The organism is Azoarcus sp. KH32C, from assembly GCF_000349945.1.
GTDB lineage: Bacteria > Pseudomonadota > Gammaproteobacteria > Burkholderiales > Rhodocyclaceae > Aromatoleum.
Window position 1 is genome coordinate 3,024,212 of sequence record NC_020516.1, and the last position, 17,976, is coordinate 3,042,187.

Consider the following 17,976-nt stretch of genomic DNA (forward strand, 5'->3'; position numbering starts at 1 on the left):
TTCCTTGTCGGGGTCGAGTGTCCGGAGTCAGCCTTTGACGGCACCGGCCGTGAGACCGCTGACGATGCGCTTCTGGAAGATCAGCACGAGCGCGATGATCGGGATCGTCACGATCACCGACGCGGCCATGATCTCGCCCCAGGGCAGTTCATATTGGGAGGAGCCCTGCAGCATGCCGATGGCGACCGGCACGGTGCGCTTGTCGCTGGAGATGATGAAGGTCAGCGCGAACATGAACTCGTTCCATGCGCCGATGAAGGCCAGCAGCCCGGTCGTCACGAGCGAGGGCCCCATGATCGGCGCGAAGACGCGGGTGATGATCACCCACAGGCCTGCGCCGTCGACGATCGCGGCCTCTTCGAGTTCCACCGGCAGCGAGCGCATGAAGGTCGTCAGCACCCATACCGTGAAGGGCAGCGAGAAGGTCGTGTAGGACAGGATCAGCGAACCGATCGAGTCATACAGGCCGAGGAAGCGCACCAGCTCGAACATCCCCGACAGCACCGCGACCTGCGGGAACATCGACACGCACAGGATCGTGAAGAGGATGTACTTGCGCCCGCGGAAGCGCACCCGCGCCAACGCGAAGGCCGCGGTGATCGACACCAGCAGGCAGATCCCGACCGTCACTGCTGCAACGACGAAGGAGTTCAGCAGGCTGCGGCCGACACCGTTTTCGCCCAGCGCGTTGAGGTAGTTCTGCCAGTGGAAGCTCGTCGGCAGGTAGTTCGTCAGGAAAAGATCCTGCCCGGTGCGCAGCGAGGTCAGCACCGCGTTGTAGAACGGGAACACGGAGACTACGGTCACGACCAGCGCCGCGAGGTAGATCCAGAACTTCGCCCCCAGCTCCTTCTGTTTGCGGGTGAGTTTCATTGCCGCGCCTCCTTGCCTTCGTGGCTGAAGCGATTGATCCACAGGAAGCAGGCGGCGATGCCGGCGACCATCATGAAGACCAGCACCGAGGCGGCCGAACCCGCCCCCATCTCCTGGAAGGACACCATGCGCTCGCGGGCGTAGCCGGAGATCGAGATCGTCGCCTCGCTGTTGGACGTCAGCACGTAGATCAGGTCGAACACGCGCAGCGCGTCCATCGCACGGAAGATCAGCGCGACGATCATCGCCGGCATGATCAGCGGCAGCGTGATGCGGCGGAATCGCTGCCACGCCGTCGCGCCGTCAACCCATGCGGCCTCGTAGAGGTCGGCCGGGATCATCTGCAGGGCGGCGAGCAGCATCAGCGCCATGAAAGGCACCGTCTTCCACACGTCGGCGATCACGACGGCCCACATCGACAGGTCGGGCTCGGCGATCCATGCGAGCGGCGTGTGGATGAGGCCGATGCGCGTCAGCAAGTCGTTCACGACGCCATACTGGTCATGGAACATCCAGCCCCACATCTTCGCGGTGACGATGGTCGGAATGGCCCAGGGCACGAGGATCGCGGCGCGCACGAGGCCCTGCCCGCGGAACTTCTGGTTCATCAGCAACGCGAGCAGCATGCCGAAGACGAGTTCCAGCGATACCGAGCAGCCGGTGAACCAGAGCGTATTGCCGACAGCCTGCCACCACAGCGGGTCGGCCAGCACGCCGAAGCGCTCGCCGTCGGCGAAGTCCAGGTAGTTCGCGAACCCGACGAAGTTGTACTCCTCGGGGGTGTCCATCGCGGCGTCGGTGAAGCTGTAGAACAGCGTCCGCACGAGCGGCCAGCCGGCGACCGCAAACAGCAGGATCAGCGCCGGCGCGACGAGCAGCCAGGCGGCACGGGCGCGGCGTTGCTGCAGGCTGCGCTTGCGCGTCACGGCCGGCGGTTCGGCCCGGGGCCCTGCCATCGCCGGGCCCGCGGCGGGCAACAGCCCTTGTGAATTGTGGGTCATGAATGTCTCCTCCATAGGCGCGGTCGGCACCCGGCGCGGCGCTGCATTGCCCCCGTTATAGGCGGAGGGCATGCAGGCCGCGTCGGCGTTACACGATGATTACTTCCACTCGCGACCCTTGATGCGCTTCAACTTCTCTTCGAGGTCGGCGACGGCCTGCTCGCCGGTCGCGCGCCCGCTCAGCACGTCATAGCCGGCGTTGAAGACCGCCTTCGAGACCTTCGGGAATTGCGAGCGCGTCGGCGTCGAGGGGCGCGGCACGGCGTTCGCGAAGACGTCCTTGAACTCCGCAAGGTAAGGCGCCTTGGCCTGGACTTCGGCGTCCTGGTAGCTCTCGATGCGTGCCGGCGGGATGCCCAGCAACAGGAAGGCGCGCTTTTGCGTCTCCGCCTCGGACAGGATGCGCACCAGCTTCGCGCCGGCCTCCGGATTCTTCGAGTACGCGCTCACCGCCCACTGCCAGCCGCCGAGGGTCGCGGCGTGCTGGCCGTCCTCGCCCCCCATCGGGATCGGCACGACGCCGACCTTGCCCTTCACGGGGCTGCTCTTGTCCTGCGTCAGCAGGTAGGCATAGGGCCAGTTGCGCATGAACACCGCGTCGCCGTTCTGGAACACCGCGCGCGACTCCTCTTCCTGATAGCCCATCACACCTTTCGGCGCGATCGTGCCGACCCAGCTCGCGGCGGTGTTCAGTGCCTTGGCGGCCTTCGGGTTGTTGATCGTGATGTTGCCCGCCGGGTCTACGAAGGTGCCGCCGTTGTAGGACGCGACCCATTCCAGCACGTCGCAGCCCAGCCCCTCGTACGCCTTGCCCTGGAAGACCAGGCCCCACATGTTCTTCTGCCCGGCATCGCGTTCGGCCTTCTGAATCTTGGTCGCGATCCGCGTCAGTTCTTCCCAGGTCTTGGGCGGCTGCTCCTTGTACTTTTCGAGGAGATCCTTGCGGTAGTACAGCATCCCGGCGTCGAGCTGACCCGGGACGGCCTTGATGCGGCCATTGACGACGTTGTTCTTCCAGTTGTTCGGGAAGAAGGCCGGCTCCAGGTCCTTGACCTTGTCGGTCAGGTCGTAGAGATGCTTGTCGAGCAGGCCGACCCAGATCACGTCGACCGACAGCACGTCGACGGCGCTGCCGTCCTTCGCCGCGAAGATCTGCTGGTAGAGCGCGAGTTTCTCGTCGGAGGCCGCCGGCATCTCGATGAATTCGAGCTTGTGCGGCGTTTCCGACTCGAAGCGCTGCTTGACGTGTTCGCAGTAGGGCTTCATCGCCCCGGAGATGTTGCAGGCCATCTTCAGCGTGTCGGCGTGGGCGGCGGGCAGCACGGCGAACAGGGTCGCAGCCAGGGCGGTGGGCAGCAGTTTCTTCATGATGTCTCCTCGGTTATGTCTTGTGGTGTGGTGCACATCAGCTCACGCGATAGACGCGCGCTTCATAGGGACGCAGAATCAGCGCGCGCGTCTCGTCGTGGGGTGCGACCGCGACGTTCGCGAGCATCAGGTCGGCATGGTGCAGCGCGAAGCCGTCGTGCCGGTATGTGGCGTCCTTCCCGGACAGGTTGGTGATCACGAGGAAGCGTCCGTCGTCCAGCGTGCGGGTGTAGGCATAGATCTGCGGGTCATCCGCCATCAGCAGCGTATAGCGGCCATAGACCAGAACCGGTTCGGCCTTGCGCAGCCGGATCAGCTTGCGGTGGTAGTTGAGCACCGAGTCCGGATCCGTTTCCTGATCGGCGACGTTGATTGCAGTGTAGTTTTCGTTGACCTTGAGCCACGGGCGGCCGGACGTGAAACCGGCATTCGGCGACGCATCCCACTGCATCGGCGTGCGCGAGTTGTCGCGCGCGATCACCGACAGCTTTGCGATCACCTCTTCCACCGGCACGCCTTTCGCGCGCTGCAGCGCGTAGTCGTTGCGAGCGAAGACGCAGTTGAAATCGTCGATGCTGTCGAAGCGCACGTTCGTCATGCCGATTTCCTGGCCCTGGTAGATGAAGGGCGTGCCCTGCATCAGGAAGTACATCGTCGACAGCGCCGTCGTGCTCTCGCGCCAGTAATTCCGGACATCCCCCCACTTCGACACGATGCGCGGGATGTCGTGGTTTTCGAGGAAGAGCGCGTTCCAGCCCACGCCGTCGAGCGTGGTCTGCCAGCGCGTGAAGATCTTCTTCAGCGCGACGAGATCGAGCGGCGCGGACGGGTCATTCGCCCACAGCGTCAGGTGCTCGAACTGGAAGAGCATGTTCAGACGCTGATGCGCCTCGCCGACCCATTCCACCGACTGCTCGGCCGAAACGCCGTTGGCCTCGCCCACCGTCATGATGTCGTAGTGGCGGAAGCTCTCCTGGCACAGGCTGTCCATGTAGTCCAGCACGCCGGGCACGTTCATGTGCATGTCGAAGCTCGGCACGTGGTCGAGCTTGTCCGGATTGGGGAGGTCCGGCAGCCCGGGCACCTTCTTCATGTGGCTCACCGCGTCGAGGCGGAAGCCGTCGATGCCCTTGTCGAGCCACCAGCGCACCATGTCGTTCACGGCGCCGCGGACCTCCGGGTTCTCCCAGTTGAGATCCGGCTGCTTGGTCGAGAACAGATGCAGGAAGTACTGGCCGGTCGTCTCGTCGTACTTCCACGCCGAGCCCTTGAAGATGCTTTCCCAGTTGTTCGGCTCGTCGGCGGGCGTGCCGGGCTCGCCGCCCTTGCCCTCGCGCCACACGTACCAGTCGCGCTTCGGGTTGTCGCGCGAGGAACGTGATTCGACGAACCAGGCGTGCTCGTCGCTGGTGTGATTGACCACGAGGTCGAGGATCAGGCGCATGCCGCGGCTGTGCACCGCGTCGAGCAGGCGGTCGAAATCCGCCATCGTGCCGAACTCGTCCATGATCGCGTGGTAGTCCGCGATGTCGTAGCCGTTGTCGTCGTTCGGCGACTTGTACATCGGGCAGATCCAGATCACGTCGACGCCGAGCGATTTCAGGTAGTCGAGGCGCATCGTGATGCCGTTGAGGTCGCCGATGCCGTCGCCGTTCGAGTCCATGAAGCTGCGCGGGTAGATCTGGTAGGCGACCGCCTCCTTCCACCAGGCCTTGCTCACCGGCTTGATGCCTTCTTTTTTCATTCTGCTGGACCTCTCTGTCAGGTTAGACCGCCGACGCGCCGAGGGCGATGGCGAAGGATTCGTAGGGCTTGAGTTCGAGGCGGGCGCCGAGCCGGCTATGCGCGTCGTAGTTGCAAATCAGGCTTTCGCCCGCGACGCCTTGCAGCTCCGGCGGCAGATCGAGCTCGACCGGCACGCCCGAGAAGTTGTTGATGACGACGATGCGCTCGTTGCCAAGCCGTCGTTCGTAGGCGAAGACCTGGGGGTGCTCCGCGAACAGGGCACGGTAGTCGCCATGGACGATCGCGGCGTGTTGCTTGCGCAGCGCGACAAGGCGGCGGTAGTGATGGAAGACCGATCCAGGATCGGCGAGCGCCGCCTCCGCATTGATCTCGCGGTAGTTCGGATTCACCGCAATCCACGGTTCGCCGCGCGAGAAACCGGCGTTGGCGGAGGCATCCCAATGCATCGGCGTCCGCGCGTTGTCGCGGCCGTTGGCGTAGATGCCTTCCATCATCGCCTCGTGCGGCACACCGGCCGCGACGCGCTCGCGGTACAAGCCCAGCGACTCGATGTCGCGGTACTCGTCGATCGACGCGAAGCGCACGTTCGTCATGCCGAGTTCCTCGCCCTGGTAGATGTAGGGCGTGCCCTTCAGGCAGTGCAGCGCGGTCGCGAGCATCTTCGCGGACTCGACGCGGTAGCGCCCGTCATCGCCGTATTTCGACACAGCCCGCGGCAGGTCGTGGTTGCACCAGAAAAGCGAATTCCAGCCGCTGTCGGCGAGTTCGGTCTGCCACTTCGTCATCACACGCTTGAATTCGACGAGGTCGAAGGCGCGCGGCTTCCACTTGCCATGCTCGGGGTCGTGGGTGATCGTCACGTGCTCGAACTGGAACACCATCGACAGCTCCCGCCGCACGGGGTCGGAATAGAGCTTCGCGATCGCCGGCGTCGCGCTCCAGGTCTCGCCGACGGTCAGCACGTCGCGATCGCCGAAGGTCGCGGCGTTCATCTCCCGCAGGAGCTCATGCAGGCGCGGACCGTTGCTCGTGATGCCGCGGTCGACGTCCTTACCGATGAGGTCGATCACGTCCATGCGGAAGCCGCCGATGCCACGGTCGAGCCACCAGTTCATCATGCGGTGCACTTCTTCCTGCACCTTCGGGTTTGCCCAGTTGAGATCCGGCTGGCGCTTCGAGAAGAGGTGGTAGTAGTACTCACCGGTTGCCGGGTCGAGCTCCCACGCGCTGCCGCCGAAGGCCGCGCGCTGCATGTCGGGCGGCGTGCCGTCGGCCTGCGGCGCCCGCCAGATGTAGTAGTCGCGGTACGGGTTGTCCTTGGACTTCCGCGCCTCGACGAACCACGGATGCTCGTCCGAGGTGTGATTGACGACCAGATCCATCACGATGCGGATGTCGCGGCGCTTGGCCTCCGCGATCAGGGTGTCCATCTCCGCGAGCGTGCCGAATTCCGGCGCGATGTCGCAGTAGTCGGAGATGTCGTAGCCGTTGTCGTCCATCGGCGACTTGAACACCGGCGACAGCCAGATGACGTTGACGCCGAGCGTCTGCAGATAGTCGAGCTTACCGACGATGCCGGCGAGATCTCCGATGCCGTCGCCGTTCGCGTCGCAGAAACTGCGCGGATAGATCTGATAGACCACCGCGTCGTGCCACCACTTCGTTTCCAAGTTGTGTCTCCTCTGGGAGGCTTCGGGTTCGTAGTGATTCTTTTTATGGACTCATAAAACATTCCAAAGCGGTTTGGATCGTAAGCCAAAGCGCTTTGGATGTAAACTGATTTAAAGGGCCACGATCAGGTTCCTTAAGACGTTAGACTTGGGCTATACAGGGGGCCGAACGGAACGGCCCCGCTGCGGCCCGAGGCAGACTGAGGAAATGCAGATGAAGGTCAATCTGAAAATGCTGTCCGAGTCGCTCGGACTGTCGCAGACCACCGTGAGCCGGGCGCTCAACGGGTATTCGGACGTCAGCGAAACGACGCGCCAAAGGGTCGTCGAGGCGGCGAACCAGCTCGGTTACCAGCCCAACCCGCAGGCGCGCCATCTCGCCACCGGCCGTGCGGAGGCGATCGGGATCGTTTATCCCTTCGGCGAAGGCGATATCCGCGACATCCGGCTGGGCGAAGTCGTTTCGGGTCTCACGGAGCGCCTGATCGAGCGGAATCTGGATCTGCTGATCCACTCTTCGCGCCCCGACGGCGAGCTGGATACATACCGCCGCATCATCGAAGGGCGACGAGTCGATGCACTGGTTGTCGCCCGTACCCGCGTCGACGACCCGCGCATCCAGTTCCTGCAGGAACGAAACTTCCCGTTCGTGGCCTATGGCCGAACCCAAAGCCGGGTGCCCTATGCATGGTTCGATTTCGACAATGAGACCGGCGGGCGACTCGCCGCCGAGCGCCTGATCGGTCTCGGGCACCATCGCATCGCCTTGATCCACTCGCCGCTCGTGCTGAACTTCGCAAAGCAGCGCCATGCCGGCTTCCTGGGCGCGCTCCGGGCCGCGGGCATCGAACCCGATCCGGAACTCATCATCGAAGCCTCGCTCGACCGCATCGGCGGTTACGGGGCGGTCGGCAAGTTGCTGGCGCTGAAGGAGCCGCCCACGGCCTTGCTGGTCGATACCAACGTTGCCGGCGTGGGGGCCTTGCGTGCGCTTGCTGACGCGGGCTGGAAGCCGGGCAAGGGAATGTCGCTGATCGTCTACGACGGCATCCCGACGGAGATTCCCCTGCCCTACACCGTCACCGGCATCGTCCAGCCGACGGGAGAATCGAGCGGTCGTGCGATCGCCGACCTGGTCGTCGGCGTTCTGGCGGGCAAGCCGCTGGAAGAGCTGCACATCCTCGCGCAGCCCGGCATCGCCATCGGCGACAGCGACGGCCCTCCCCCGTCCGCGCGACGCAGACGGGCGAAGGCCGCGGATCAGGAAGTGCCCGGCTGACCCAGGCCTTCCCGTTCCGGATCGCGGCTCGACGGACATGGCGTCCTCCTGAGCCCGCCAGGCCTCAGAACCAGACTTCCATCTGCGCGCCCACCAGCCACTTGCTCGAGCCTTTGAACTTCGTGGCGCCGAAGCCTTCGTTGGCGCTGCCGTCGTAGGTGAAGCCGTTGAGCTGCTTGTCCCACTTCATCCAGCTCGCGAAGAGACGCAATTCGGGCCGGGCGAAGAAGCCGGCGCCGGTGTCGAGCTTGAAGGTCGGCGCGACGGTCAGCTTGTAGAAATCGCCCTTGGCCTTCGAGAAGGTGCTGTCCAGGTCCATGTACTGATAGCTGCCTTCGTACTGCATCGCGAAGTTCTTGTTGATCGAGTTGATCAGGCGCAGGTTGGCCGAGGCCCACTTGTAGTCGTCGCCCTTGTTGAAGCGATCCTTGCTCACTTCGGCCATCACCGCGGGCGAGACTTTCCAGTTTTGCGCGATGTCGGCGATGCCGAAGCTCATCAGGCGCAGCGCCCTCGCGTCGTCCAGCAGATTGCCGACCGCGCCGAGCCGCTTGACCTCTGCGCCCAGCCCGTGCCCATAGAGAACGCCGAACTTCGACAGGCCGTCGCCCAGGCCGTAGAAGCTCGGTGCGTGATAGGCAAGCAGACCGTGGTAGCCCCGCGTCGCGCGGCCGGTGTCGCCCTCGTCGTTGTTCGTCGCGCGCATCCCGTTGAGCATCACCTGCCAGTTGCCGATGTAGTTGTTGCTCGTAACGACGTAGCTCTTGATGCTTTCGCTGGTGTCGTTGAGGAAGTCGCGGCCGTACACCGACAGGTTCGTCTTCCAGTCCGGCGTCACTTGCGCGTCATAGAAACCGGCGCCGGTACCGGCCAGGAAGATGAAATCCGAGTCGAAGAAGTGGATGTCGAAGTTCTTCTTGTCGAAGCGCTTGCCCGCCCAGATGGAGCCGCTTTCCAGCGCCGTTCCCTTGAACATCGGCAGATTGCCCAGCTCCGCGTAGGCCCAGCGAACGTTCACGCCGTTTTCGCCGCCGGTCCAGTCGTTGTTGCTGTTGACGCCGTCCGCCAGCATGAAGCCGAACTGCCCCCAGCTCCCATCCGGATCGCGGAAGTTCTTCATGAGCTTGGCCTCGACATAGGTGTCGGTCTCCAAGCCGAGTCGGCCGACCGCGCCGCCGAGATTGCCGGCCGGGGTGATGTAGGGGCCGACCCCCTTGACCGTGAACATCTCGTTGTTCGATACGGTGCCCGAACGGGCATAGCCGTGGAACTCGAAGGACGAGGCGGTCTCCGCGGCCGCCTTCGTTAGCGGCGCCGGCTGCGCCTCGCTCGCGGCCTTTGCGGCGGAAGCAGTTGTGTCGGCTTTTTGGGCGACCTCGGTGGCCTGTTGGGCGGTGGTCGTGGCTTGCTGCGCCGTGGTGCTGGCTTGTTGGGCCGAGCTGGCGGCCTGCTGGGCTGCGTTTGCCGCCTGCTGCGCGGCCGCGGTCACTGCACGGAGCTGTTCTTCGAGCCGCTCGATGCGCGCCTCCAGCTCCTCCACGCGCTTGTTCTTGCCTTGCTCCGCCGCGCCCGCGCTCCCGCAGAACGCGAGAGCAATCCCGATGGCAATGGCCGTCTGCCTGAACATCATTGTTGTCTCCTCGACTGTTTGTAGTTGCTGCACCGTCGCTGTCGCTGCGCCTCTGCGGACGCTGTCGACGGACGGGAAAAAAGATCGTTGGATTGCTCTCCTACTCACCTGGGTGACCGTACTGCGCTGCTCTGTCGCGCGTGTATCACTCAAGTTGTAGCGAAGTGTAGAAAAGCTACTTTAAAAACGCAAATCTTTTGTAGTTTATTATCAATCTAGCCGCTTTTCGATGTAACTAGAGTTCGCACCGAGTAGCCGAAAAGCCCGGCAATATGGGATAAATTGACGCCTTATCGGCGCTTTCCTTCCGTCGGCGGGGCTCTTGAAGGGCGGTCTGAAAATGTTGTTTCGTTTCGATTATATGTAGTGCGATGTAGATTTTTTCCATGAAACCAGTCAAAAGCGCTTTGGATTCGAGGGCCAGTGGAACGGCCGCCGAGTCGATGACCGGCGAGCGTCTGCCTCGCTCAGGACCGAGCGATCCCCTCCCGTCGAACCGCAGACGCGGGATTGCCGCGGATTCAGCTCGCGTGCGAAATCAGCGATCCCAGGTCGCCAGTGTCGGGAGGCGGCTGGTTTCGCGCATCGGGCCGCCGTGGATGCGGTTGCGACTGCGCTCCGCGCACGGCGACGCCCACGGCGAGCACGTCGAGCATCAGCAGGTGCAGGATGCGCGAGATCATCGACAGGTGTGTCGAGATGTCTTCGGAGTGATCGACGGCAAGGTGCACGGTCGCCTTCTTCGCGAGCGGCGAATGGCTCGCCGTGATCGCGATCACCGCAGCCCCGGTTGCGAGGGCCAGATCGACGGCATGCAGGAGTTCCGGCAGGTGCCCCGAACTGGAGATCGCGACGACGACGTCGCCCGGGCCGAGCAACTCTGCGGCCATCGCTTCGAGCCGCGGATCGGCATAGGCGACCGCAGGGATGCGGAAGCGGAAGAATTTGTACTGTCCGTCGAGTGCAACCACACTGGAGTTGCCGGCACCGTAGAACTCGATGCGCGAGGCCTTCTGCAGCAGGCCGATTGCCCGATCCACCGCGGCGGGGTCGAGGCCGTCGCGCAGCCGCAGGATGGCCGACACCGTGTTGTCGAGCACCTTCGCCGACAGGTCCGGTGCGGAGTCCCCTGCCCTCACCTGGCTGTGGCGCACCGGGATCGTGCCCGTCAGACCGGAGGCGAGCTTCAGGCGGAACTCGGCGAGGCCGTTGAAGCCCAGCGTGCGGCAGAAGCGGATCACGGTCGGCTGGCTGACCTCCGCGTGCAGGGCGATGTCGGCGACCGGATCGTTGAGGAAGCTGCGCGGCTGGTCGAGCAGCAGTCGCGCAACGCGCTGTTCGGCCTTGCTCAGGTTGGGCAGCGCCGCACGGACCTTGTCGAGCAGCGGATTCTCGCCGCGCTCCGACTGCAGGTGATGGCCGAGGATCGCCGACACGCCGTGGAAGGTCGGGTGTGCCGCGGTGATCACGTAGGTCGGGATGTGCGCGAGATAGTCCGCGAATCGGCCCTTGCTTTCGAAGCGCTGCCGGAAGGTCGAACGCGCAAAGAGCTCGCCCAGCCGCGGCACGACGCCGCCGCCGATGTAGATACCGCCCAGCGCGCCGAGGGTCATCGCGACGTCGGAGGCGACCGTGCCGAGCATCGCGCAGAAGCATTCGACGATCTCGACGCACAGCGCATCCTCGCCCGTGAGCGCACGCGACACGATCTGCGCCGCCTGCAACGGCTTTGCGAGGGCGATGCCCTTGCGTTCTGCGAGGGCACGGCAGATCAGCTCCAGGCCCGGCCCGGAAACGAGCCGCTCCGCGGAGACGTGCGGCAACTCCCGCCATGCATACTGCAGGATGAACATCTCGCGTTCGTCGGCCGGCGCGAAGCTGGTGTGCCCGCCTTCGCTGCCGAGCGTGATCCAGCGGTCCTCGGCGGGGATGAGCCCCGATACGCCGAGACCGGTTCCCGGGCCGATCAGGCCGATCACGCCGTCCTGGCGCGGTTCGCCGCCGCCGACCTGGACGCGGTCCCGCTCGGAAAGACGCGACAGCGACATCGCGAGCGCGGTGAAGTCGTTGACGACGAGCAGCGTGTCGAGGCCCAGCCTGCGCCGTGTCTCCTCGATCGAAAACTGCCAGTCGCGGTTCGTCATCTTCACGAGATCGCCGTCGATCGGGTTCGCGATCGCGATCGCTGCATGGCGCGGAGCCGGGCCGGACAATCGCCGCAAGTAAGCCTGGATGACGTCGACGATCCCGGCATAGTCGCCGCAATGCAGCACCTCGACCGCCTCCACGCGGCCCGGTGCGCGTTCGAGCGCAAAGCGCGCATTGGTGGCGCCGATGTCCGCGAGCAACCGCGGGCCGTCGGCAAACTCCAATCCCGAATCCGGTTTCACGTCAGCTTTTGTTTCGATGTCCATCTCGACTCCATTGCTCCGATTCGTTCGCGACCTGCCCGGGCTGTGCCTACCGGGTCGTTCCCGAAGCGCATGAGCGCATATTTTGACGCATTGCGCCTAAGCCATATCGCCTATCTTCAACCCTCTGCACGGGGCACCGCCCCTGCCCGCCATACAGGAGACATCCAGCCATGAGCACTCCGATCGAAGTCGCACTGATCGGCTACGGCTATGCCGGCCAGAACATCCACGCGCCGCTGCTGCGCGCCGTCCCCGGCCTGCGCCTGTCGGTCGTCGCTTCGCGACAGCCCGACAAAGTGCTTGCCGACATTCCGGACGCGAAGGTCGTCGAAGACCCGCTCGCCGCGCTGGCGCGGCCCGACGTGGAGCTGGTCGTCATCGCCAGCCCCAACGACACCCACGCGCCGCTCGCCGAGGCGGCCTTGCGCGCGGGCAAGCACGTGGTCGTCGACAAGCCGTTCACGGTCACGCTCGACGAAGCCCGCGACCTGGCAGCGCTCGCCGCAAAACAACAGTGCGTGCTGTCGGTGTTCCAGAACCGGCGCTGGGACAGCGATTTCCTCGCGCTGCGCGGACTCATCGCAGCGGGACGGCTGGGCGAAATCGTGCATCTCGAATCGCGTTTCGACCGCTTCCGGCCCGACGTCCGCGAACGCTGGCGCGAGCGGGACGTGCCGGGAGGCGGCCTGTGGTACGACCTCGGGCCGCACGTCGTCGATCAGGCCTTGCAGCTCTTCGGCCTGCCCGAGCGCGTCGGTGCGCAGTTCGGCACGATGCGCGACGGTGCGCGCACACCGGACTGGTGCCAGGTCCAACTCGACTGCGGCCGTCCGCAAGTGACGCTGCACGCTTCGGTGCTGGTCGGCGGCGGCATGCCGCGCTTCGCGGTGCATGGCCGCCGCGGCAGCTGGGTGAAGTACGGGCTCGACGCGCAGGAATCGCAGCTGTTGACGGGCCTGCGTCCGGGCGACCCGGGCTGGGGTGCCGATCCGCTGCCGGGCACGTATTACCCCGGCGACGGCAGCCGCCACGACGAGCCCGTGCCGGCCGGGAACTACGTCGCCTACTACACCGGGCTCGAAGCCGCGATCCGGGGCCGCGGGAAGAACCCCGTGACGCCCGCCGAGGCGGTCGCCGTCATGGCGGTGATCGAGACCGCGATCGCAGCGGCGGAACAGGGGCGCATGTTGCCGCTGCCGCTGACCGATGACGAGCGGCAGCGCTGGAAGGCCGCATCGTAAAGAGTGCAGGATGGGTTGAGGCCGCAGGCCGATACCCATCCTGCGCCTGCCAAGGGACGTCGTCGGTCGACGGGTATCGCTTCGCTCAACCCATCCTACGATCTGCGCCACGTCACGCGATCCGCAACTCCGACGCCGGATCGAAGAACACCGCCTTCGACAGGTCGAACATCAGGTCCATGTTCTCGCCCGGCGCGCGGGCATGCGCGGGGTGCACGCGGCACGTGACCTCACGCCCGTTCACCGGCACGAGCACCAGCGTGTCGGGGCCGGTCGGCTCGGTCAGGCTGATCGGCAGCGACGCGGTTTGGATGTAATCCGCGCCCAGGCTCGATTCGACCTTGTGCGTGATCTGCTCCGGGCGGATGCCGAACACGACTTCCTTGCCTTCCCAGGGCTTGAGCTTGCCGTTCGCCGACACCGCCGGGAAGACGTAGCTGTTCGCGCCGCTCTCCAGCCGCACGCCGTGCCCGGCTCCCATCGCTTCGACGCGCGCCGGGATGAAGTTCATCGACGGCGAGCCCATGAAGCCCGCGACGAAGAGGTTCGCCGGGTTGTCATAGATCTGCTGCGGCGTACCGAACTGCTGCACTTCGCCCGCTTTCATCACGGCGATCTTGTCGCCGAGCGTCATGGCCTCGATCTGGTCGTGCGTCACATAGACGATGGTCGTGCCCATACGCTGGTGCAGCTGCTTGATCTCGACGCGCATCTCGACGCGCAGCTTGGCGTCGAGGTTCGACAGCGGCTCGTCGAAGAGGAAGAGCGACGGGTCGCGCGCGATCGCCCGTCCCATCGCGACCCGTTGGCGCTGCCCGCCCGAGAGCTGCGAGGGCTTGCGGTCGAGCAGGTGGCCGATCTGCAGCGTCTGCGCGACGCGTTCGACGATCTTCTGCTGTTCGGCCTTGCCGACCTTGCGGATCTCGAGGCCAAAGGAAATGTTCTCGCGCACGGTCATGCTCGGGTACAGCGCGTAGGACTGGAACACCATCGCGATGTCCCGGTCCTTGGGGCTGAGGTTGTTGACGACGCGGTCGCCGATGCGGATGTCGCCCGAGCTCACGGTATCGAGGCCGGCGATCATCGACAGCAGCGTCGACTTGCCGCAGCCGGAGGGGCCGACGAGGATCAGGAACTCCCCCTTCTCGATCTCGATGTTGATGCCCTTGAGGATTTCCGTGCCCTGGTAGGACTTGCGCACGTCGCGGATGGATAAAGCGCCCATTTTGTCTCGCTCCTTTGTCTTGATTGCCCGGGTCTTTAGCCCTTGACGGCACCGGCGGTGAGGCCGCGCACGAAATACTTGCCGGCGACGACGTACACGAAGAGGGTCGGCAGTGCAGCGATGATCGCCGCGGCCATGTCGACGTTGTATTCCTTGACCCCGGTCGAGGTGTTCACGAGGTTGTTCAGCGCGACGGTGATCGGCTGGCGGTCGCCGGACGAGAACACCACGCCGAACAGGAAGTCGTTCCACACCTGCGTGAATTGCCAGATGATGCTGACGACGATGATCGGCGCCGACAGCGGCAGGATGATGCGGCGGAAGATCAGCCAGAAGCCCGCGCCGTCGATCTTCGCCGCCTTCACGAGCTCGTCGGGGATCGTCACGTAGTAGTTGCGGAAGAACAGCGTCGTGAAGGCGAGGCCGTACACCACATGCACGAAGACGAGGCCCGCCGTCGAGTTGGCGATGCCCATCGCCCCGAGCGTGCGCGCCATCGGCAGCAGCACGACCTGGAAGGGGATGAAGCAGCCGATCATCAGCATGCCGAACAACAGGTCGCTGCCGCGGAAGCGCCACATCGTCAGCACGTAGCCGTTCACCGCGCCGATCAGCGTCGAGATCAACACCGCCGGCACGACGAAGGACACCGAGTTCCAGAAGAAGCCGGCCAGGCCTTCACACTGGATGCCGGTGCAGGCCGACGACCAGGCCTTGCCCCAGGCGTCGAGGTTCGGGTCCTGCGGCATCGACAGCAGGTTGCCGCTGCGGATCTCGTCGAGGCTCTTCAGCGAAGTCGTGATCATCACGAAGAGCGGCATCAGGTAATAGAAGCAGACCAGCACCAGCAGGCCGTAGACGATCGTGCGACCGACAAGTTGGCCCGTATTGCGGGTTGAAGTCATCTCAGCCATGGCGCGGCCTCCGGAGTTCCGAGTACATGAAGGGCACGATCACCGCGACCACGATCATCAGCATCATCATCGCGCTGGCGGCGCCGAGGCCGATCTGGTTGCGGGTGAAGGCGAAGGAGTACATGAAGGTCGCCGGCACGTCGGAGGCGAAGCCCGGGCCGCCGTTGGTCAATGCCATCACGAGGTCGAAGCTCTTCACTGCGATGTGCGTCAGGATCATGAAGCTCGAGAAGAACACCGGCCGCAGGCTCGGGATGATGATGCGGCGGTAGATCGTCGGCATCGAGGCGCCGTCGACCTGGGCGGCCTTGATGATCGAGTCGTCGATGCCGCGCAGCCCCGCGAGGAAGAGCGCCATCACGAAGCCCGATGACTGCCACACAGCGGCCACGACGACCGTATAGATCGCCATGTCCGGGTCGATCAGCCAGTCGAAACGCGCGTCGGCGAAGCCCCAGTCGTGCAGCAGGCGCTCGACGCCGAGCTCCGGGTTGAGGATCCACTTCCACGCCGTGCCGGTGACGATGAAGGACAGCGCCATCGGGTACAGGTAGATCGAGCGGATGAAGCCTTCGCCGCGGATCTTCTGGTCGAGCAGGATCGCGAGCAGCAGCCCGACGGCAAGGCACACGAACACGAACGTGCCGCCGAAGAGCGCGAGATTCTTCAGCGCGAGCCACCAGCGCTCGTTCGCGAACAGCGCTTCGAACTGCGCGAGTCCTGCGAACTCGTATTTCGGCAGCATCCGCGACGGCGTCAGCGAGAGCACCGCCGTCCAGAGGATGTAGCCGTAGATGAAGACCAGCGCGCAGACGAAGGTCGGCGCCAGCACGATTTTCGGCAGCCACGCGTCGATGCGGTCGCCGAGGCGCGGTTTCGCCTCGGTGCCCGCGCCGGACTTGGGCGCCGCGGTGATTCTTTGAGCAGTCAGATCCATTGCCTTCTCCTCGGTCCGCCGCCTCAGGGACTCCCTTTGGCGGCGAAGCCCCGGCGGCACCCTTGCGGAGGCCGCCGGCAGTTTCAGTATCCGGTGAGGATGCTTACTTCGTGAGCGCCGCGCGGGCGAGCTTCTCGGCGGCTTCCTTCGGCTTCATCGCCGGGGAGTTGAAGAACTGCGTGACGACGTCCTGCATCGCACCCGCCGTCGCGGCCGGCACGGCCATCTGGTGGGCGATGCTCGGCACGAGCGAGCCGCGCTTCGACGCCGCCTCGAAGTCCCGCGCCGACAGCTTCGCGCAGTCGTCGAACTTGTCGAGGTTCATGTTCATCCGCGCCGGGATCGAGCCCTTGTTGAGGTTGAACACTTCCTGGAACGCGGGGCTCATCACCGCGGTCGCGAGGTCCTGCTGGCCCTTGCGCACGTCGGCCGACGATTGCTCGAACATCACGAGGCTGTCGATGTTGAAGGTGAAGGCCTCGGCAGTGCCCGGCGCCGCGACGCAGACATAGTCCTTGCCCGGCACCTTGCCGGCGCTCGTGAATTCGCCCTTCGCCCAGTCACCCATGAATTGCATCGCGGCCTTGCCGTTGATGATCATGCCGGTCGCCTGGTTCCAGACGCGGTTCGCCGAATCCTTGTCGACGTACTTGCGAACCGTCGCGAAGGTCGTGAACACCTTCTCCATCGTCGGGCCCTTCAACGTCGCCTGATCGAGATCGACGAGCGCCTTGCGATAGAAGTCCGCGCCGCCGACGCCCAACGCGATCGATTCGAATACCGTGAAGTCCTGCCAGGGCTGACCGCCATGCGCGACCGGCACGAAGCCCGCCTTCTGGATCTTCTCGGCCGCGGCCGGGAATTCATCCCAGGTCTTGGGGACTGCGACGCCCGCCTTCTTGAAGACTTCCGGATTGACCCACATCCAGTTCACGCGGTGGACGTTCACCGGCACCGCGACGTAGTGGCCGTTGTACTTCATGACCTTCGAGACGACTGGTGGCAGCAGCGAATCCCAGCCGCCCGCCTTCGCGACCTCGTCGAGATTGCTCAACACGCCCTCCGCGCCCCATTCGGCGATGCTCGGCCCCTTGATCTGGGCCGCCGCGGGTGGATTGCCGGACACGACGCGCGACTTCAGCACCGTCATCGCGTTCTCGCCGCCGCCGCCGGCGACCGCGAAGTCCTTCCACTTGTGGCCTTTCGATTCGAGGATCTTCTTCAGCTCGGCCGCCGACTTGGCTTCGCCGCCGGCCGTCCACCAGTGCAGGACTTCGAGTTCGGCCGCCTGGGCGACGGCTGCGGTGCCGAGTGCAGCAGTGAGGCAGGTGCGCAGGATGCGGGTGCGGATCTTCATATGGTTGTCTCCTTCCAGTTCCCGGCCTTCGAGAGGCGCAATTCATTATGGATCCGAGTTCCGTCGGCGCCGCCGCCGGCTCCGGACCGAAAAATCAAGCGAACCGCCTGCCGCCCCTGAACATCGCGTGGCTTGCACGATCTCAAGGGGGAGATTCGATCGCCTGAACTGGCTGCAGTGTAGTTCCACTACTTCTTTGAATGCAAGAAATTTTGTAATCCAGGAACAATCGAGCGAGCGTTGCTCTTCGCAATACTGCATCGCAGTATCTAAAATACCGGCGTAACAAGGCGTTAAATAGGATTTAGTTCCGATTTTATG

Annotated in this window: 13 protein-coding genes; 2 read left to right on the forward strand and 11 right to left on the reverse strand. The window is 64.6% G+C overall.

Features of this window, described 5'->3' with window-relative positions:
- Nucleotides 1–27: 27 nt before the first annotated feature.
- From AZKH_RS13225 to AZKH_RS13245, 5 genes are all read right to left on the reverse strand, one after another.
- Nucleotides 28–873 carry a carbohydrate ABC transporter permease gene (locus AZKH_RS13225; RefSeq protein WP_015436286.1) on the reverse strand — a complete coding sequence of 282 codons (846 nt, stop codon included), beginning with the start codon at nt 871–873 and terminating at the stop codon, nt 28–30.
- Nucleotides 870–1,874, reverse strand: coding sequence for a carbohydrate ABC transporter permease (locus AZKH_RS13230; protein WP_015436287.1), 1,005 nt, complete (start codon nt 1,872–1,874; stop codon nt 870–872). The genes AZKH_RS13225 and AZKH_RS13230 overlap by 4 nt, the downstream gene beginning before the upstream one ends.
- Before the next feature lie 99 nt (nt 1,875–1,973).
- Nucleotides 1,974–3,242, reverse strand: a complete 1,269-nt coding sequence (locus tag AZKH_RS13235) for an ABC transporter substrate-binding protein (RefSeq protein WP_015436288.1) — start codon at nt 3,240–3,242, stop codon at nt 1,974–1,976.
- Nucleotides 3,243–3,279: 37 nt separating this feature from the next.
- Complete coding sequence (locus AZKH_RS13240) at nt 3,280–4,986, reverse strand: alpha-glucosidase (RefSeq protein WP_015436289.1); 1,707 nt, start codon at nt 4,984–4,986, stop codon at nt 3,280–3,282.
- 22 nt (nt 4,987–5,008) lie between these two features.
- Nucleotides 5,009–6,658, reverse strand: a complete 1,650-nt coding sequence (locus tag AZKH_RS13245) for an alpha-glucosidase (RefSeq protein WP_015436290.1) — start codon at nt 6,656–6,658, stop codon at nt 5,009–5,011.
- A 214-nt stretch (nt 6,659–6,872) separates the two neighbouring features.
- On the opposite strand from AZKH_RS13245, the gene AZKH_RS13250 reads away from it, so the two are divergent.
- Nucleotides 6,873–7,937, forward strand: coding sequence for a substrate-binding domain-containing protein (locus AZKH_RS13250; protein WP_041656170.1), 1,065 nt, complete (start codon nt 6,873–6,875; stop codon nt 7,935–7,937).
- 64 nt (nt 7,938–8,001) lie between these two features.
- On the opposite strand, the gene AZKH_RS13255 is transcribed toward AZKH_RS13250, so the two are convergent.
- Together AZKH_RS13255 and AZKH_RS13260 are read right to left on the reverse strand one after the other, a co-directional pair.
- The gene (locus tag AZKH_RS13255; RefSeq protein ID WP_015436292.1) at nt 8,002–9,567 is read right to left on the reverse strand and encodes a carbohydrate porin; all 1,566 of its coding nucleotides are present in this window, start codon (nt 9,565–9,567) and stop codon (nt 8,002–8,004) included.
- 521 nt (nt 9,568–10,088) lie between these two features.
- The gene (locus AZKH_RS13260) at nt 10,089–11,981 is read right to left on the reverse strand and encodes a glucokinase (protein ID WP_015436293.1); all 1,893 of its coding nucleotides are present in this window, start codon (nt 11,979–11,981) and stop codon (nt 10,089–10,091) included.
- Between the two features lie 170 nt (nt 11,982–12,151).
- Between AZKH_RS13260 and AZKH_RS13265 the strand changes: the two genes are divergently transcribed.
- A complete protein-coding gene (locus AZKH_RS13265; RefSeq protein ID WP_015436294.1) occupies nt 12,152–13,222 on the forward strand; it encodes an oxidoreductase in 1,071 nt (356 codons plus the stop codon).
- Nucleotides 13,223–13,334: 112 nt separating this feature from the next.
- Here AZKH_RS13265 and AZKH_RS13270 read toward each other — a convergent pair whose 3' ends face one another.
- From AZKH_RS13270 to AZKH_RS13285, 4 genes are all read right to left on the reverse strand, one after another.
- Nucleotides 13,335–14,447 (reverse strand): ABC transporter ATP-binding protein, encoded by a 1,113-nt coding sequence (locus AZKH_RS13270; RefSeq protein WP_015436295.1) that lies wholly within the window; start codon nt 14,445–14,447, stop codon nt 13,335–13,337.
- A 35-nt stretch (nt 14,448–14,482) separates the two neighbouring features.
- Nucleotides 14,483–15,361, reverse strand: a complete 879-nt coding sequence (locus AZKH_RS13275) for a carbohydrate ABC transporter permease (protein ID WP_015436296.1) — start codon at nt 15,359–15,361, stop codon at nt 14,483–14,485.
- Nucleotides 15,354–16,298: a carbohydrate ABC transporter permease gene (locus AZKH_RS13280; protein ID WP_015436297.1), complete on the reverse strand. Its 945-nt coding sequence runs from the start codon at nt 16,296–16,298 to the stop codon at nt 15,354–15,356. The genes AZKH_RS13275 and AZKH_RS13280 overlap by 8 nt, the downstream gene beginning before the upstream one ends.
- Nucleotides 16,299–16,401: 103 nt before the next feature.
- Nucleotides 16,402–17,655 carry an ABC transporter substrate-binding protein gene (locus AZKH_RS13285; protein ID WP_015436298.1) on the reverse strand — a complete coding sequence of 418 codons (1,254 nt, stop codon included), beginning with the start codon at nt 17,653–17,655 and terminating at the stop codon, nt 16,402–16,404.
- Nucleotides 17,656–17,976: the final 321 nt, after the last annotated feature.

Bases quoted from the DNA above. Each gene is read 5' to 3' on its own strand.
- AZKH_RS13225 (WP_015436286.1), bottom strand. From the start codon at position 873: ATGAAACTCACCCGCAAACAGAAGGAGCTGGGGGCGAAGTTCTGGATC.
- AZKH_RS13230 (WP_015436287.1), bottom strand. From the start codon at position 1,874: ATGACCCACAATTCACAAGGGCTGTTGCCCGCCGCGGGCCCGGCGATG.
- AZKH_RS13235 (WP_015436288.1), bottom strand. From the start codon at position 3,242: ATGAAGAAACTGCTGCCCACCGCCCTGGCTGCGACCCTGTTCGCCGTG.
- AZKH_RS13240 (WP_015436289.1), bottom strand. From the start codon at position 4,986: ATGAAAAAAGAAGGCATCAAGCCGGTGAGCAAGGCCTGGTGGAAGGAG.
- AZKH_RS13250 (WP_041656170.1), top strand. From the start codon at position 6,873: ATGAAGGTCAATCTGAAAATGCTGTCCGAGTCGCTCGGACTGTCGCAG.
- AZKH_RS13255 (WP_015436292.1), bottom strand. From the start codon at position 9,567: ATGATGTTCAGGCAGACGGCCATTGCCATCGGGATTGCTCTCGCGTTC.
- AZKH_RS13260 (WP_015436293.1), bottom strand. From the start codon at position 11,981: ATGGACATCGAAACAAAAGCTGACGTGAAACCGGATTCGGGATTGGAG.
- AZKH_RS13265 (WP_015436294.1), top strand. From the start codon at position 12,152: ATGAGCACTCCGATCGAAGTCGCACTGATCGGCTACGGCTATGCCGGC.
- AZKH_RS13270 (WP_015436295.1), bottom strand. From the start codon at position 14,447: ATGGGCGCTTTATCCATCCGCGACGTGCGCAAGTCCTACCAGGGCACG.
- AZKH_RS13275 (WP_015436296.1), bottom strand. From the start codon at position 15,361: ATGGCTGAGATGACTTCAACCCGCAATACGGGCCAACTTGTCGGTCGC.
- AZKH_RS13280 (WP_015436297.1), bottom strand. From the start codon at position 16,298: ATGGATCTGACTGCTCAAAGAATCACCGCGGCGCCCAAGTCCGGCGCG.
- AZKH_RS13285 (WP_015436298.1), bottom strand. From the start codon at position 17,655: ATGAAGATCCGCACCCGCATCCTGCGCACCTGCCTCACTGCTGCACTC.